At 34.2% G+C, this 15,850-nt stretch carries 13 protein-coding genes and 1 pseudogene; 8 read left to right on the top strand and 6 right to left on the bottom strand.

The genetic code is table 11. The features are described from left to right. Window positions 1–107: 107 nt before the first annotated feature. From BUA03_RS02020 to chrA, 5 genes are all read left to right on the top strand, one after another. Entirely contained in the window at window positions 108–956 is an 849-nt protein-coding gene (locus tag BUA03_RS02020) for a class I SAM-dependent methyltransferase (RefSeq protein ID WP_066078968.1), read from the top strand. Between the two features lie 245 nt (window positions 957–1,201). Continuing rightward, entirely contained in the window at window positions 1,202–1,816 is a 615-nt protein-coding gene (locus BUA03_RS02015; RefSeq protein WP_394333623.1) for an OmpH/Skp family outer membrane protein, read from the top strand. A gap of 297 nt (window positions 1,817–2,113) precedes the next feature. Further along, the gene (locus BUA03_RS02010; RefSeq protein ID WP_066078972.1) at window positions 2,114–4,381 is read left to right on the top strand and encodes a helix-turn-helix domain-containing protein; all 2,268 of its coding nucleotides are present in this window, start codon (window positions 2,114–2,116) and stop codon (window positions 4,379–4,381) included. A 734-nt stretch (window positions 4,382–5,115) separates the two neighbouring features. Further along, complete coding sequence (locus BUA03_RS02000) at window positions 5,116–5,547, top strand: DoxX family protein (RefSeq protein WP_066078975.1); 432 nt, start codon at window positions 5,116–5,118, stop codon at window positions 5,545–5,547. Continuing rightward, window positions 5,537–6,667, top strand: coding sequence for a chromate efflux transporter (gene chrA, locus BUA03_RS01995; RefSeq protein WP_066078979.1), 1,131 nt, complete (start codon window positions 5,537–5,539; stop codon window positions 6,665–6,667). Before BUA03_RS02000 ends, chrA begins: the two co-directional genes overlap by 11 nt. 518 nt (window positions 6,668–7,185) lie before the next feature. Here the strand turns inward: chrA and BUA03_RS01990 are convergent. After that, window positions 7,186–8,133 carry an HU domain-containing protein gene (locus BUA03_RS01990; protein WP_066078982.1) on the bottom strand — a complete coding sequence of 316 codons (948 nt, stop codon included), beginning with the start codon at window positions 8,131–8,133 and terminating at the stop codon, window positions 7,186–7,188. 102 nt (window positions 8,134–8,235) lie between these two features. Here BUA03_RS01990 and dprA point away from each other — a divergent pair, with 102 nt between their 5' ends. Then, a complete protein-coding gene (dprA, locus tag BUA03_RS01985; RefSeq protein ID WP_066078985.1) occupies window positions 8,236–9,336 on the top strand; it encodes a DNA-processing protein DprA in 1,101 nt (366 codons plus the stop codon). 351 nt (window positions 9,337–9,687) lie between these two features. On the opposite strand, the gene BUA03_RS01980 is transcribed toward dprA, so the two are convergent. Continuing rightward, window positions 9,688–9,912, bottom strand: a complete 225-nt coding sequence (locus BUA03_RS01980) for a hypothetical protein (protein ID WP_066078988.1) — start codon at window positions 9,910–9,912, stop codon at window positions 9,688–9,690. Between the two features lie 481 nt (window positions 9,913–10,393). On the opposite strand from BUA03_RS01980, the pseudogene BUA03_RS17150 reads away from it, so the two are divergent. Beyond that, window positions 10,394–10,705 (top strand): annotated as a pseudogene (locus tag BUA03_RS17150) (helix-turn-helix domain-containing protein); the annotation flags it as partial. A 55-nt stretch (window positions 10,706–10,760) separates the two neighbouring features. Further along, a complete protein-coding gene (locus BUA03_RS01970; protein ID WP_066078994.1) occupies window positions 10,761–11,003 on the top strand; it encodes a hypothetical protein in 243 nt (80 codons plus the stop codon). Window positions 11,004–11,328: 325 nt separating this feature from the next. On the opposite strand, the gene BUA03_RS01965 is transcribed toward BUA03_RS01970, so the two are convergent. From BUA03_RS01965 to BUA03_RS01950, 4 genes are all read right to left on the bottom strand, one after another. Continuing rightward, a complete protein-coding gene (locus tag BUA03_RS01965) occupies window positions 11,329–11,739 on the bottom strand; it encodes a response regulator (protein ID WP_066078999.1) in 411 nt (136 codons plus the stop codon). Between the two features lie 96 nt (window positions 11,740–11,835). Further along, window positions 11,836–12,597 (bottom strand): LytR/AlgR family response regulator transcription factor, encoded by a 762-nt coding sequence (locus BUA03_RS01960; RefSeq protein WP_066079004.1) that lies wholly within the window; start codon window positions 12,595–12,597, stop codon window positions 11,836–11,838. 106 nt (window positions 12,598–12,703) lie between these two features. Next, the gene (locus BUA03_RS01955) at window positions 12,704–13,102 is read right to left on the bottom strand and encodes a response regulator (RefSeq protein WP_066079007.1); all 399 of its coding nucleotides are present in this window, start codon (window positions 13,100–13,102) and stop codon (window positions 12,704–12,706) included. Beyond that, on the bottom strand, window positions 13,099–15,828 hold the full coding sequence (locus BUA03_RS01950) for a PAS domain S-box protein (RefSeq protein WP_066079010.1): 2,730 nt from the start codon (window positions 15,826–15,828) through the stop codon (window positions 13,099–13,101). The genes BUA03_RS01955 and BUA03_RS01950 overlap by 4 nt, the downstream gene beginning before the upstream one ends. Between the last annotated feature and the right edge of the window lie 22 nt (window positions 15,829–15,850).

The raw sequence follows: 15,850 nt of genomic DNA, 5'->3' as shown, positions 1-15,850 counted from the left end.
AAAAAACGAACACTTTACAATACGTTCCACGTGAAACACAACCAAATTCGCATTACATATAAAGGGATTCAGCTGCATCTTGCTACTGAAAACTGAAAACTAACACTATGGATATTTCAAATAAAAAACATTTTTTAACCGTTAAAGATTATTCTGTTTCCCAAGAAACATTCGATTTATATCACGACGAAGAGTTGGATATGTTGATCACGTATCCGCAACCCAGTTTAGAGAATTTAGGGAAGTATTACGAAAGTGTGGATTACATTTCTCATACGGATAGCAAAAGGTCTTTATTTGAAAAAGCCTATCATTTTGTAAAAAGCATTGCACTTAAAAACAAGTTAGATTTAATTAATTCATTGCAATCCGGGAAAGGCAGCCTCTTAGATATTGGCGCTGGAACTGGGGATTTTCTATCAGTAGCCAAAGAAAACGGTTGGCATACGATAGGAGTGGAACCAAGCGAAAAAGCAAAAACGATCGCAAAAAAGAAAGGCATTTCATTTGTGGGTGACACGAGCGAATTAGAAAAGCATTCTTTTGATGTGATTTCGATGTGGCACGTTCTGGAACACGTTCCTAATTTAGAAAACCAAATTACAGAATTGAAGCGATTATTAAAACCGAACGGTACTCTTATTATTGCGGTTCCAAATTTCAAATCCTTCGATGCGCAACATTACGGAAATTTTTGGGCTGCTTATGATGTTCCCATTCATTTTTGGCATTTTTCGAAAACGGCCATAAAAAAAATTTTCGAAAAAGAAGAATTGAAATTGGTGAAAGTACTTCCAATGAAATTTGACTCTTTTTATGTAAGCTTGCTGTCGGAAAAATACAAAACAGGAAAAATGAATTACGTAAAAGCCTTTTTTGTAGGATTGCAGTCCAACTGGAAAGCAAAGCAGAATTTTGAGTATTCTTCACACATTTACATGCTAAAAAATAAGTAAAAGTTATTTTAAAAGCATCTAAAGGCGAGTTTTTGCGTAATTGGGACTAATTATAGGGATTTTTAAAAAGATTCGTTATTTAAAAGATATGTAAGCCGTTTTTAATAGTCTCGAATTATAGTTGAATCATTAATAATAATTAAATTCTATATCATAAAAAAAGTACCATTTTTTGAACTTTACGTCAATCCTGTCTATTTTTTTATATTTTTGTCAATAATACTTAAAACTAGAAATTCATCAAAATGAAATCAATGATCCAAGAATACCAAAAAAGCAATTTTAAAAATAGAAGTAAAAAAGCATTAGTACTAATCGCATTATCAATTTCAATTGTTGCTTGTAACAAACCTGCTGAAGCAGTCAAAGAAGTAAAAACGGCTTACGTAGATACTTCTGAATTAATGAAAGAATATACCGAGGCAAAAGATCTTGAATCAAAGTATAAATCAAAATCCGAAGAAAAAGGAAAACAGTTAGAAGCTGAAATCAATCGTTTCAAACAAGAAGCGGCAAACTTTCAAGCACAAGCACAAGCGAATGGTCAAGCATGGGCTCAACAAAAAGGGGCTGAATTGCAAAAAAGAGAGCAACAATTAGGGTATGCGCAACAGGCATTATCTCAAGAATTGCAAGCCGAAAGCGGAAAAGAAATGGATTCTTTAGTATCTGGTGTTAAAAAATTCATCAAAGCATACGGCAAAGAAAAAGGCTATGCATACATCTACGGTACAGGCGATGCAGCTTCAATTTTGTACGCTGAAGACAAATTTGATATCACAAAAGAAATCATCAAAGCTTTGAACGACAAATACAAAGCACCTGCAAAAACGGAAGAAAAAGCAGCAGTTAAAAAATAAAATTTTATATTAATTCAAAAAATTGCCTTCGTCTATAGTTAGATTGAAGGCATTTTTTTTGAAGCTATTTCCCGCTATCCGCTTCGATCTCTCGTTTAGAAAGTGTTTTTTCTTACCCATAAAAGGAGCTTCCGCTGGTCGCTCTTTTCCGGCCAGAAAACAATCACTTTCTAAATTTCGAGGATTTACGCTGCTATCGGGGCTAAAATAAAGTCAAATTATAAACCTAAAATGTTTTCCAAAAATTAAAGGAATATTACTAATTTTCAATACTTTAGCTTTATATATACACGCCTAATGCAAACTATCTCAGAAGCCGCTGCTTACACTTTACAATTCATCAATCAAACCCATAGATCTGTGTTCCTTACTGGAAAAGCAGGTACAGGTAAAACTACCCTTCTAAAGGAAATTATTCAAACGACGCACAAGAACACGGTGGTTGTAGCACCCACGGGAATTGCCGCTCTTAATGCAGGTGGAGTGACGATTCACTCGATGTTTCAGTTGCCGTTTGGAGGGTTTATTCCGGATAATTCATCGCCTCAATTTTCTGAAAGCACTAAATTTGAAACCAAAGCGACCTTGCGCAGGCATTTCAAAATGAGTGGTTTGAAGAAATCCGTGATTCGCAATATGGAATTACTCGTGATTGATGAAGTCAGTATGTTGCGTGCTGATCTGCTGGATGCCATGGATTACATGATGCAATCGGTTCGTAAAAAAAACACTCCTTTTGGTGGTGTGCAAGTCTTGTACATTGGCGATTTATTGCAACTTCCGCCGGTAATTCGAGATGAGGAATGGCGTACGCTGAAAACCTATTACAAAGGAAAATTCTTTTTCCATTCGCATGTGGTGCAACAAAATCCACCGTTGTACATTGAATTATCCAAAATTTTTCGCCAGACGGATGATACGTTTATCTCGGTTTTGAATAACCTGCGCAACAACCAGATTTCACAGGAAGATATCCAAACGTTAAACCAATATGTAAAGCCTGATTTTGATTTAAAAGCTAACAAGGGCTACATCACGTTAACCACACACAACAACAAAGCCGATTCCATGAATGCTCAGGCATTACAAGATTTAGATGGAAAATTAGTGTCCTACAATCCTGCAATAACAGGTGATTTTCCAGATAAAATTTTCCCGGTGGAACAAGAGCTAAAGCTAAAAGTAGGCGCACAGGTGATGTTTGTTAAAAATGATTTGTCTTTTGACAAGCACTATTTCAACGGAAAAATGGGTCTGATCAAATCGTTGGGAAGTCAAGAAATTCTAGTGCATTTTCCCGAAGAAAACAAAACTATCGAAGTCGAAAAATACGAATGGCAAAACATTCGCTATAAAGTAGATGCAACTACTAAGGAAATTGAAGAAGAAGTTTTGGGCACTTTTGTGCATTATCCCATCAAATTGGCGTGGGCTATTACCGTGCATAAAAGCCAGGGCTTAACGTTTGATAAAGCGGCGCTCGACGTATCGCAAGTTTTTTTGCCAGGACAAGCATACGTGGCATTATCGCGTTTGCGGTCTTTAGAAGGGCTTATTTTGCTTTCTCCATTGCGTATGAATGGCATTTCAAACGACCAAGATGTGATGGATTATGCGTTGAACAAAGCTTCGGATTCATTTTTAGCCAGTGCCTTGCATTTTGAAACTAAAAATTTCATCCACAACTATCTTATCAATACTTTTGATTGGAGTGATTTAGCACAAGAATGGCGCAATCACAAATTCAGTTACAGTGAAAAATCTGAAATTTCTGAAAAGTCGAAACATGCAACTTGGGCCAAAAAGCAAACAGAAGTTATCGAACAGCTTTTGGATCCATCCAAAAAATTTATATCGCAATTGAACAAACTATTTGGTCAGGAAACGGTTGATTTGAATCATATTTCAGAACGCATTGGTGCTGCTTTCACTTATTTCTTGAAGCCAATGGATGAATTGGTCTTTGAAATCCTTTGGAAAATTGAAGAAGTAAAACGCATCAAGAAAGTAAAAGCATTTTATGATGAATTGATTGTTCTCGAAGAACTGCAGACCAAAGCCGTCCTGCGCTTGATGAAAGCCAAATTACTGATAGAAACCGTGGTTGCCGGAGAAACCATTTCGAAAGAAAAGCTAACATCCTCAGAAATAAAGAAATACATTAGCCGAAAAACAGAAGCGATTCAGAATCAGTTCAAAGAACTAAACATTACCTTGATTGATGACGATAAAGACGTGCAGCGATACACCGCAAAAAAGGTTAAAACAGCGGTAACCAAGAAATCAACCGTTCAGGAAACCTATGAATTATGGGTCGAAAAAAAATCTATTGCTGAAATCGCCACCATCAGAGTGTTAACCAAACAAACGATTTACTCGCATTTCGTTAAATTGATTCAGACGAAAGCGGTAGCTATCTCGGAAGTTTTACCAGAAGATAAACTGCAGAATTTGGCAGCGGCCTTTGCAGGATACCGAGAAGAATCGCTCAATGCCTTAATGGAAAAACACGGACAAAAATTCTCTTGGGAAGAGGCGAGGATGTATAAAGCGAGTTTGAATTAGGATTATTATTTATTCTGACAGCAGAGTGGTTGTGGTTTTTAAGAATGAATCTTTGCGCTATATGTTCTAATCTTTTCTTTTTTTAAGATTAAAAGAAAAGCGTTTCCACTGCTTTGGTGTTCATCATTATTCCTGTTTTTTATAACTAGTAGTAGCATATAAATATATTTTTTCTATATTTGAAATAATGACATACTAAGGCTTTTTTCAGACCTAACAAAATAGCGAGCTTATAAACTATGAAATGATAAAAAATGAAAAACTATTTATTTTTATTGTGACGCTAGGATTTTTGCCTGCAATCAACACAAAGAAATTGAAAATATATCATGTGAGTAGATAAAAGGTAGTAAAACGAAGCAAATGAAAACTATTGAAAAACAAGTCAGAGGTTTTGATAATGCTATGTTGGAAATGGGTTATCGTTACCAAGAATTGTATTAGGGATGACAAGACCAGAATTGGGACTATGCCAATTATCAATTAGAAAAAATAAAAATCGCAATTGAAAACGGACTTGAACGAATAGCTAAAAGAGCAAAATTAGCAAAACACTTTTTGACTTATGTATTGCCACAAATGAAAAAATCGTTAGAATGGAAAGACACAGCCCTTTTCAATAAAGATTTTCAAACCTTAATAATCAACTGTAATCGTTGCCACGCATTGGAGAAAGTGCCTTTCTTTACTGTAAAAATTCCAACAGACAGACAATCACCAATTTGCAAATAATTATGTTTCAAAAATTTATCCACACAGACAACTCAAAAACAAGTATTTTAATTCGTTTGATGGTTGGAGCTGTTTTTCTCTCTGAAGGCATACAAAAATTTCTTTTCTCTGAAACATTAGGTGCTGGACGCTTTGAAAAAATCGGTTTGCCATCCCCTGAATTCTTAGGAAGTTTTGTGGGCACTGTAGAAATACTTTGTGGTGCATTGCTATTACTTGGACTATTCACTCGTTTTGGAAGCATTCTGTTAATCATTATTATGCTTGTTGCTATCGCAACAACCAAAACCGAAGTTTTAGCCAAAGAAGGATTTTGGAGAATGCTTCATGGAAGCCGAACAGACTGGGCTATGCTTTTAGGCAGTAATTTTCTTTTAATCAAAGGCGGTGGCAGATGGTCAATAGATAACAAGCTAATGAAAAATGGAAAGTAAAGCCGAATTAAAAGAGTTAGCAAAGCTTTTTTTAAAATTAGGCGTTATTGGTTTTGGGGGTCCTGCGGCACATATTGCAATGATGCAAAGCGAAGTAGTTTCAAAAAGGAAATGGTTCACTGAACAACATTTTCTTGACTTAATTGGGGCGACAAATTTAATACCTGGCCCAAATAGCACAGAAATGGCAATTCATATCGGACACGAAAAAGGCGGTTGGAAAGGTCTAATTGTAGCCGGTGTTTGTTTTATTTTACCAGCCGTATTCATCACAGGTATTTTTGCCTGGCTTTACAAACAATATGGTCAATTGCCCGAAGTGCAACCATTTATCTACGGAATAAAACCGGCAATTATTGCCATTATACTAGTGGCAATATACCCTTTAGCGAAAAAATCGTTGAAATCCACAGAATTAATAATAATCGGAATGATTGTTTTGGTTAGTTCTTTGCTTCACATTAATGAAATTTATCTAATGTTTGGAGCAGGATTGTTTGCCCTTTTTTTGGCTTATGTGCGTAATAATAAGCAAAACAGTGTAAAAAATTTGCTTCCATTAACAATATTGCAAATCACAAACACGGAAATAACTTCTGCAATTAATGTAAACTTATTTTGGATTTTCTTAAAAATTGGCGCGATACTTTACGGGAGCGGTTATGTTTTGTTTGCATTTCTTGATACAGAATTAGTATCAACAGGACTTTTAACAAGACAACAACTGATTGATGCGATTGCGGTTGGGCAATTTACGCCTGGACCCGTTTTTTCTTCTGTAACTTTTATTGGTTATCAAATCAACGGTTTTACAGGAGCAATCGTCTCCACAGTCGCAATTTTTTTACCATCATTTGTTTTTGTTGCATTACTCAATCCATTGGTAAATAAAATGCGGAACTCAAAACTATTCTCTGCATTTTTGGATGCTGTTAATGTGGCTTCGGTAGCAATCATTATAGCAGTTTGTTTAGATATGGGGAAAGACACAATTACAGATTGGCGGACAATATTCATTGCGGTTTTAAGTATTGTATCAACATTTCGTTTTAAGAAATTGAATAATGCATTTGTTGTTTTAGGTGGTTCACTTATTGGTTATTTACTGTCATTGCTATGAAATCTAGTGCGCTAGAAAAAGAAGGGCTAATGCACCACATCGCTTTGACAAAAGTTCCGGTTTAATAATTGATTCAACAGCTTTACTACTTATCAATAGTGTAGGAAGTAGCATCGCGTTTACTCTTTTTGTAACAAATTTCTACTTTTATCAAAACTACATAACCTGGCTTTTGCAACGTTGCTTTATAAAGCGAAAAAAGGATTAAATCGTTAGCATTGAAGGACTTTTATAAGAAATACAAAAATGTGTTTTTACAACGCCATTAATCCTTAAAAAAACTTTTCTCTTGGGGAAATATAATCAACTCGCAAGCTACTTAAAAACTCATCAAATAGTACGTAAAACGCTTAAATTAGATCAATTCCCTAGCCCAGATAGTAGCGGCATCCTCTTGTAGTCTCGTTTTTAACGAGACTACAAGAGATATAGCGGATAGCTGGAAATAGCTCCTAAAAAAAATCCCCAAATCGCTTTCACTTTTTGGGGACCGTCTTAATCACGAAGATTTTATTTTTTTATAAGGATTGAATCAGGATCCAAGCTTCTGGATTGTGCTTTTCATTGATTTCTTGTTTCGCTTTTTCAGCTTCGGCAAAAGTAGCGTAACTTCCGTATAAGACAGGGAAATAACCGTTTTTGTTGGGAGCAATGCGTTTGGCGTCATATCCTAAGCGCGTTAAAATGCGCAACGTTTTATTGGCATTTTTCTCTTCTCGATAAACGCCTGCCATAATGTGGTACGGCATTTTTATTTCGGCAGTCGATTTTACGGTTAGAGTTACCGCCGGAATGGGACTTTCAATAAAGAAAGTAGCTTCTTGAATCTTGTTTTGTACTTGTTTTTGAACGGCAGTTTCAACCAGAATGGTTTCTGAGGCGATTTGGTTTTGATACATTGGGTACCCAATACTTCCTGCAATTCCCAATCCTAACACAAAAATAGCGGCATATTTTAAATAGGAATTAGCTGATTTGGTTTCCTCAGGAATCATAGTGAGGATTTCTTTTTCTTCTAGTGCTGCAAATTCTTTTTCAAAGATTTCTCTTTTTACTAGTGGAGAAACAAAAGGAGCCAACCCAAAAGAACTTGTCAAATAATTAGTTTGATCGTAGGGAGTGAAAACGATGTTTTTGTCCGCGTTCAAACGAAGATCTCCCACATTTTTTATAGAAAAAAGTTCGTTTTCTTCTAAGGCTTTTTTCCAATTAAAAACTTCGTACTGAATCGCGCTTACAGCATATTCATACGATGTTTTCTCCGCTAAGGCAATATGATTGGCTAGAAGACCATCATTATTCTTTAGATTCGCATTGAAAGCGATCATTTTTTTAGGAGGAGAAAACGAATTTGAACTTTCGTTTCGTTTAGCCGATTGGATTTCGGTTAAAAAAGCTCCAAAACCCGGAACGGTTACACATTGATAACGGTATAAAAGCTGCGCGATGTATAGTTCGATTTTCATAGTTACAAAGTTATACAACGAAAATAGTTATCAAAATTTTATTCACAATTTTTATTAACAATCCGCATAAAAATTTATACATTTCACCTTCAAATAATTAGCATGAAAGAGCAGGATTTATTTTATTTATTGGCATTGCAAAGAATTGAAGGAGTAGGGGACATCATGGCCAAAAAGTTGCTGACGCATTTTGGCTCTGCAGCAGCTGTTTTTGATACCAAGGCTTCACAACTTGCTGGCATTGATGGAGTGGGATCCATTTTGCTAAAAAATTTAAAAGACAAGTCTGTTTTTGAAAAAGCAACTTTGGAACTGGAGTTTATAAAAAACAATGAAATTAATGTCGCTTACTTTCAAGATGAAAATTATCCAGAACGACTGAAACATTGTATTGATGGACCGTTATTGCTGTTCACCTCAGGGAACATCAACTTACAAAACAGAAGAATAATTAGCATTGTAGGAACGCGTCAGATTACCTCTTACGGAATGGAGTTTTGTCGAAAATTGATTGAAGATTTGGCACCGCTCGACCCCATAATCGTTAGCGGTTTTGCGTACGGAGTAGATATTGTGGCGCATCAACTTGCCATGGAACACAACCTACAAACGGTAGGAGTAGTGGCCCATGGTTTAAACCAAATCTACCCGAAAACCCACAAAAAATATGTTGCTAAAGTCGAGCAAAATGGGGGTTTTATGACCGAGTTTTGGAGTTCATCCAATCCTGATAAAGAAAATTTTGTTCGAAGAAATCGCATTGTAGCAGGAATGTCAGAAGCGACAATCGTAATTGAATCTGCGGATCGCGGTGGTTCATTGATTACGGCAAATATGGCAAACGACTACAACCGCGATGTTTTTGCCGTTCCAGGTCGTGTAACCGATAAATACAGCCAAGGCTGCAACAACTTAATCAAAACTCAAAAAGCAAATGTGCTCACTAGCGCTGCGGATTTGATTTACATACTGAATTGGGATATTCAAAAAGACTCAAAACCCATACAAAAACAATTGTTTGTCACTTTGGAGGAAGACGAACAAAAGGTCTACGATTATTTGTTAAAAACAGGCAAAGAATTAATGGATATTATTGCCTTGCGATGTGATTTCCCCATTTATAAAATATCAGGCATGCTATTGAACATGGAGCTGAAAGGTGTTATTCGGCCGTTGCCGGGGAAATTGTTTGAGGCGATTTGATTGTAAACATATAAGTCATGAAAGCTTTTGTGAAATAACAGTAAACTTAAAAAAACTTACGTGACTTATATGTTGAAAAAATAGATTGCTATACTTGAAACCCCAATTTTTCTCTTACTCGAGCCAGCACGCCAGTGGCAACAGCCACCGCTTTCTCAGCGCCAATTTGCTAATTTTGTCAAGCTTGAAATGAATCTATTAGATTGCTCTTAAGCGCTATCCGTGCACGATAAATTTAGTACTTATCCAACCGATTGTGGTCAACTATCTATTTGAATAGAAGTGTGATTTTTGTAGAGTACGATTTTCACATGAAATCATATATATTTGAGGTAAACTAAAACCAAATTTTTAATTTCCATTATTTTTTTTTAGGATATAAAAAGCGAGTAAAACTGTAAAAACCATCATAGGAATCATGTAATTTCCTAAATTTAAGGCCGGTGGTTCCTCTATTCCAACAGGAGTTGGTGGCGTTTCAACAAAACTAAAACTAAAAACTTTAGTATTTGATAAAAATAAGAGGGCTGGGAATAAACCGGTTCTGTAATTTCCGAAATTGTTTGATTTTTTCATATCTGATATTAAAGTTCAATCTATAATTAGTGTGCTTATATTAAATACTAATCATGGAATAAATATGCGGCACTAGCTACTACCATTGTTTATTTCCAAGCACAAAGTTCTAATCATTGGAAACTAATAACAAATTACGAGGATTTTTTTTTAAGTGTACAACTAGAAGTAGCAATTGAAACTGTGAGGGGATAAATGGCTCCTTAGTGCAGTTATTAGGAAAATAAATACTTCTTAATTTGGTAAAATTTGTGTATAATCACAATACAGGTAGGCAGGCATTTAAAATAAATATATATTTTGTTTAAAAAAGATGTTTTTTTAAATCATTTTTTAAACATAAGTAATTGGAATAAAATAATGCCGTCTTATGTTGTCTACTTGTGATATTTTTCGTTTGAGAGAGAGATATAACAGTGAAATAGAAGATATTGCGGTATTGAAACACTTGCATTAAAATAGCCCTAATTATACTGTTAGAAAACGCAGTCATTGCATTATTTTATCAAATCAGAAACACAACATTAAAGATCTTGCTTTCGTTTTTAATGTCAGCCGTAGAACGATTGAACGCTGGTTTGATAAATGGGAAGAAATCGGAATTGATTCCTTGGCTGTAGCCGAAGGGAGAGGTGCGAAAACCCGTTTAAAAGAGTATTCAAAAGAGGTTTCTGAGCAACTAGAAATTCATAATAGAAATTTAAAAAATGTATTGAATTACTTTGAAGAAAAACACAATATTATAATCTGCAAAAAAACATTGCAGAATTTCTTAAAAGATACTGGGCTATAGCTGGAAACGGGTGCGACTCTCTTTAAAAAATAAACGTAATTAAGAACAATTTCGAATGAAACTAATACAAATAGAAACTTTAAAGAGTTTGGAAAATGATGGATATATCGATTTGTATTTTGGTGATCAAAGTCATTTTCGATTGACTCCAAATGTTCCTTATGCTTGGCAAACTATAGAAAATGCAATATTATTACCCGCCTCTAAAGGGAAATATTTGAATGTGGTTGGAATGATGACTCGTAAAAATAAGCTTATTTTGAAATACTTGAAAGCACTTTTAATTCTGACAGATTAATCTGTTTTATGGATCGTTTTGTAGCAAAAACAGTTAGAAAAACAGTCGTAATTCTTGATAATTCTCCAATACATAAATCAAAAAAATTTATGGTTAAAATTGAATAATGGAAATAAATAGATGTGTTGATTTATTTTTTGTCTCCGTACTCGTTCGAGTTAAACTTAAAGAAATACTATGAATACGAACAAAATAGCAATAACTGGGTTTTGAGGCTTACTAGTCATTTCAAAATATAAAGGAAAACTTAAATTTTATTTTAACAATTTTGGAAAAAAATACGACATTAAATTTTAACCATTGCTTAATTGGGAGAACTTAGTTTTTAATGTGCATTAATAAGTTTAAGAAATTCCTTAGTAATTGGTTTTACCTGAAAAAAAACAACGTTTTGATCTATGCTTGACCGTACAATGTCAAAATCATCAATTGTTGATGAAATAATGAATGCCTTACAGTATCTTTTTAAAGTAGGGGAAAGTTTATTGTATTCCTCCAAAAACTCAAATCCTGACATTAATGGCATGTATATATCTATAAAAATCACCTCTGGTAATAATGCAATATTTTCCTGATGGTCCTGCAAGTATTTTAATGCTTCTTTTCCAGAGGAATATTCTAAAACTTTTTTACCAAAATTATTTTTAATAATGATGCGTGATGATATGTAGAGATCAGTAAAGTTGTCATCTATGATCATCACTCTTTCAAATTTTGATTTTAATTCTTCTATCATGATTTTTTTTTTTTTTTTTAATAGGTAATTAGAATAGCTTTTTTTGAAAGAATTTGAATGAAACCCTGCACTATTTAAACTATTTATCTTTGAGTTCTAATCTTTAAGCTTTATAAATTTGTTAAAATCTTCTTGTCGTCTTTTTGCAACAGGTAAAATAATTCCATTTGAAAATTCGCAAAAATACCCGTCTTTTTTGGAAATTTTGGCAATCTGCCTAAGATTAATAATGTAGGAATGATGAATTCTAAAAAAATAATTGTTATCGAGAATGGCACTATATTCGCCTAAATTTCTGCTTGACATTATTATTTTTCCATCAATAAGATGAAAGCAGGTATATTTTCCATCTGCTTTGCAAAAAATAATTTCTGACATGCGAATCAATTCAATTTTGTCTAGTGATGCAACGGCGACAAATTCATTACTCTGGCTTTGTGCATTCAGAATATTGATATTGTTTATTTTTTGATCCTGATAGCTGCGTTCCATTTCAATTATTCTAATCACTTTATAAATGGCCAAGATAACGTTGTTGAATTCTATTGGTTTTAATATAAAATCGATAGCATTGTATTTGAACGCTTTTACGGCATAATGTTCATGTTCCGATATGAATACCAGTTTTGGAGTATTGAACATCAGTTGATTTAGCATTTCAAAAAAAGAATCATCTTTAAATAATAAGTCTACGAATATGACTTCCGGTTTTTTTAATTTAATCAAGTTTATTCCCTCATTTACCGAAGTCGCATCCCCAATTATTTTCATAATCATAAAGTTTTCTTCAACAAATTTTTCTAAAAGTGTTAAAGTCTCTTTATTCTTGCTAATAATTATGGCATTGATTTGAATCATATTTTTGTTTTCAATTTTTATTTCTACAGAATATCGCAGTAACGCTCAGTTCTTCTTTATTATTTTGGGTTTTTTTGAAGGAAAAATAGCGATTATTTTTATCTGACTACATGCTGTCGAGAAATTCTTTTGTAATCGTTTTTACTTGGAAAGCAACAACATTTACATCATCGTTTGCTCGTTTAATATCGTTTTCATCAATAGAAGACGAAATTATATAAACTTTGCATTGTTTTTTTAGAGCGGAGGAGAGTTTATCATATTTTTCCATAAATTCAAATCCTGACATTAGAGGCATATAGATATCTACAAAAATTATTTGGGGCAATTCCGTAAAATTACCCTGATTTTCCTTTAAAAACTCCAATGCTTTTATAGCAGAGGTATATTGGTCAATTTTCTCTGTAAAATTATTTTTTGTCATTATTCTAGAAGTAACATAGAGGTCAATAGTATTGTCATCAATAAGCATCACTCTATGAAATTTTGATTTTTTGTCTGTCATAATCTAAAATTTTTTAAAGTAATATCAAAAGTGGTACCATCATTAATTTGTGAATGGACCTCAATAGTACCTTCTAATTTTTCTACCGTGTCTTTTACAATATATAAACCAATGCCGGAACCGTCTGATTTACTTGATATTCGAAAAAACATATCGAATATTTTATCTTGATACTTTGTTGCAATACCTATTCCATTATCAGCTATTGTGAGCTGAAGCATTTCTTCCTCTATCTTTCCTGTCACTTTAATATATCTTTTGGTATCGATAGGTTTATGATATTTAATGGCATTGGAAATAAGATTTTCTATTATAGTATTGAAGCGCATCTTATCCGTACAAAAAGAAGTATGCTCCTGAATGTCAATTTCAAAATGAATCCCTTTGGCATGGGATATATTTTGAAGGGCATGAACAATATTTAAAATGGTTTTTTTGACTGGGAATATTTGTAATTCTATACCTGTCCGATTATTTTGTGAATAACTTAAAATTTTTCTGATAAATTCATCAAGACGATTGATGTTAATCTTTATCATCTCGACATGCTCTAGCGTTTCCGGTTCGTTACTTTCGTCCTCGATGATTGAAACGAGTCCTTGAATTGACGTTAACGGGGAACGTAAATCGTGAGAAACGCTATATACAAAACGGTCTAATTCTTTGTTTGTCTTAAGCAGGTCCGTATTAGCTAGGATTAATGCTGCGGCTTGTTTTTGTTTATCTTCGTGTTGTAAGGCTAGTTCTTTGTTACGAAGTTCCAATGCCTTTTGTGCCACTTTGTTTTCAGTGATATCCGTTAGCACATTCACAGCGCCTGTAACTTTGCCTACGGAATTAATAAAGGGAACAGCATGAGGAATTACATCGCGCCTTTCGCCATTTGCACGTTCGATAATGATTTCCATACCAGATATAGTTCTGCCTTCTTTCAAGGCGATTGCCATGGGGCACAAATGTAAAGGGATTACTTGTCCATCGTTGTTTAAAATATTCCACGAGCCGCACCACAACTCTTTTCCTATTTCCGGTTCTCTGCCCCACAATGCAGCAGCTGCCTTATTAAAAATTGTTATTTTTCCATCGGCATCGCAAGCATATGCTGCCACAGGCAATTCTCGTATAAGATCCCGATATAGTTTTTCACTTTCTTCAATTTTCATACGTGACAATACTTGTTCGGTTACGTCTATCCCAAAAAATAAAATACCATCAATTGTGTCGTCAATGTCGCGGTGCGCTTGGTATAGAATATTAAGATATTTATCTTCAAGGTTTCCATTGCCTTGAGAATCGAATTTAAACAGCATTTCGTTAGCGCTGAACGGTTTGCCTGTAGTATATACGGCATCCAGAATTTCAAAAATGCCCTGACTCCTTAATTCAGGTAGCACTTCCATTACCGTTCTACCAATAATGTCTTTTTTATCAATTAATTTTAAATACAAAGGATTTGCCAATTCATAGACATACTCAGGACCTTTTAAAATTCCGATAAAAGAAGGTGACTGTTCGTAAATGTCTAGAAATCGTTGTCTCTCTACTAGGTAGGCTTTTTCTAATTTTTTTTTCTCTGAGATGTCTTTGGCGGTACAATAAATCAATTTGTCAATGTCATCCCATTGAGCACTCAACATAATGTACACAATAAATCCATTTTTATGAATAATTCTAGTTTCGAATATCTTTACAGGATTGCCATTTCTGACATCTTGATCAATATTAAATATAGTTTCTTGATCTTCTGGATGTATAAAATCACTATATTTTTTACCTATTAATTCATGCGGTTCATATCCCCAAATACTTTTAGAAGCTGCGTTAATCTGCATAATCCTTTTTTCTGCATCAATGGAACAAATTAGATCCATCGAAGCGTTCATTATTTTATGCAGACCATTTAGGGCTTCTTGTAACTCTGCGGCTGTATTTGCTTTTTGCTGTTCCGCTTTTTTATGTTCAGACAAATCCTTAATGGTCATCGAAGTCATTTCAAAGCCTTTTACGTCCTTAAATACTGCTGAGGTTACTTCTCCGGGAAAAAAACTGCCATCTTTGCGTTTAAAGGTAAGTTCACCCCTTGTACGTCCCGTAAGATTGCGCTCTTCTAAGAGTACAGGTAACCGAGAATCTGTAAGGTCAACAATAGCAGATCTTCCAGATTTGCAAATCTCCTCTTTGGTCATTTGAAAAATTCCACAAGCAGCAGAATTGGCCTCCAGTATTTGTCCATCCTTTACCGTGAGAAGAATAGCGTCCAAACTGCTCTCGATTAAACTACGGTATTTTGACTCATTTCGCCATAGTTCATCCTTAAGATTCTCTTCATTTTGCCGAAGGACAACGTTATATTTTATTTGCGAAGCTTCTTTTAAAGCTCTGGAAATTTTTTGATCTAGAGAAGATATGTTTTTTTTTAATACGATATCCGACACACCTTGTTTGAGTAGTTCAATACAATCTTCTACCTCTATTTTATCTGCAATAAGTATAAAAGGGATTGGAGGATATATATTTGTAATTCGTATAACATCATTTGCAGTAGCATAAGTTAAAGAATATCCAGAAAGTATAATGTCAGGTTGGGAATTATGCATTGCTTTCTCCAATTCATTGATTGTTTTAATACTTTCAGCTGCGTAGCTAAAACCAGTACAATCTAGTTCATATGTAATCAAACTAAACTCGATAGTGGCGCTTTCTAAAATTACTATTTTAGTTGTCATATGATGTAGTTTATTTTTTGTG

Source organism: Flavobacterium fryxellicola, from assembly GCF_900143245.1.
Taxonomy (GTDB): Bacteria; Bacteroidota; Bacteroidia; order Flavobacteriales; family Flavobacteriaceae; genus Flavobacterium; species Flavobacterium fryxellicola.
Note: the sequence above shows the minus strand (reverse complement) of the source record. Positions and strands in the feature narration are given on the sequence as shown.

What these genes read in the sequence shown, in the direction of transcription:
- BUA03_RS02020 (WP_066078968.1), top strand. Translation starts at nt 108, where the DNA reads ATGGATATTTCAAATAAAAAACATTTTTTAACCGTTAAAGATTATTCT.
- BUA03_RS02015 (WP_394333623.1), top strand. Translation starts at nt 1,202, where the DNA reads ATGAAATCAATGATCCAAGAATACCAAAAAAGCAATTTTAAAAATAGA.
- BUA03_RS02010 (WP_066078972.1), top strand. Translation starts at nt 2,114, where the DNA reads ATGCAAACTATCTCAGAAGCCGCTGCTTACACTTTACAATTCATCAAT.
- BUA03_RS02000 (WP_066078975.1), top strand. Translation starts at nt 5,116, where the DNA reads ATGTTTCAAAAATTTATCCACACAGACAACTCAAAAACAAGTATTTTA.
- chrA (WP_066078979.1), top strand. Translation starts at nt 5,537, where the DNA reads ATGGAAAGTAAAGCCGAATTAAAAGAGTTAGCAAAGCTTTTTTTAAAA.
- BUA03_RS01990 (WP_066078982.1), bottom strand. Translation starts at nt 8,133, where the DNA reads ATGAAAATCGAACTATACATCGCGCAGCTTTTATACCGTTATCAATGT.
- dprA (WP_066078985.1), top strand. Translation starts at nt 8,236, where the DNA reads ATGAAAGAGCAGGATTTATTTTATTTATTGGCATTGCAAAGAATTGAA.
- BUA03_RS01980 (WP_066078988.1), bottom strand. Translation starts at nt 9,912, where the DNA reads ATGAAAAAATCAAACAATTTCGGAAATTACAGAACCGGTTTATTCCCA.
- BUA03_RS01970 (WP_066078994.1), top strand. Translation starts at nt 10,761, where the DNA reads ATGAAACTAATACAAATAGAAACTTTAAAGAGTTTGGAAAATGATGGA.
- BUA03_RS01965 (WP_066078999.1), bottom strand. Translation starts at nt 11,739, where the DNA reads ATGATAGAAGAATTAAAATCAAAATTTGAAAGAGTGATGATCATAGAT.
- BUA03_RS01960 (WP_066079004.1), bottom strand. Translation starts at nt 12,597, where the DNA reads ATGATTCAAATCAATGCCATAATTATTAGCAAGAATAAAGAGACTTTA.
- BUA03_RS01955 (WP_066079007.1), bottom strand. Translation starts at nt 13,102, where the DNA reads ATGACAGACAAAAAATCAAAATTTCATAGAGTGATGCTTATTGATGAC.
- BUA03_RS01950 (WP_066079010.1), bottom strand. Translation starts at nt 15,828, where the DNA reads ATGACAACTAAAATAGTAATTTTAGAAAGCGCCACTATCGAGTTTAGT.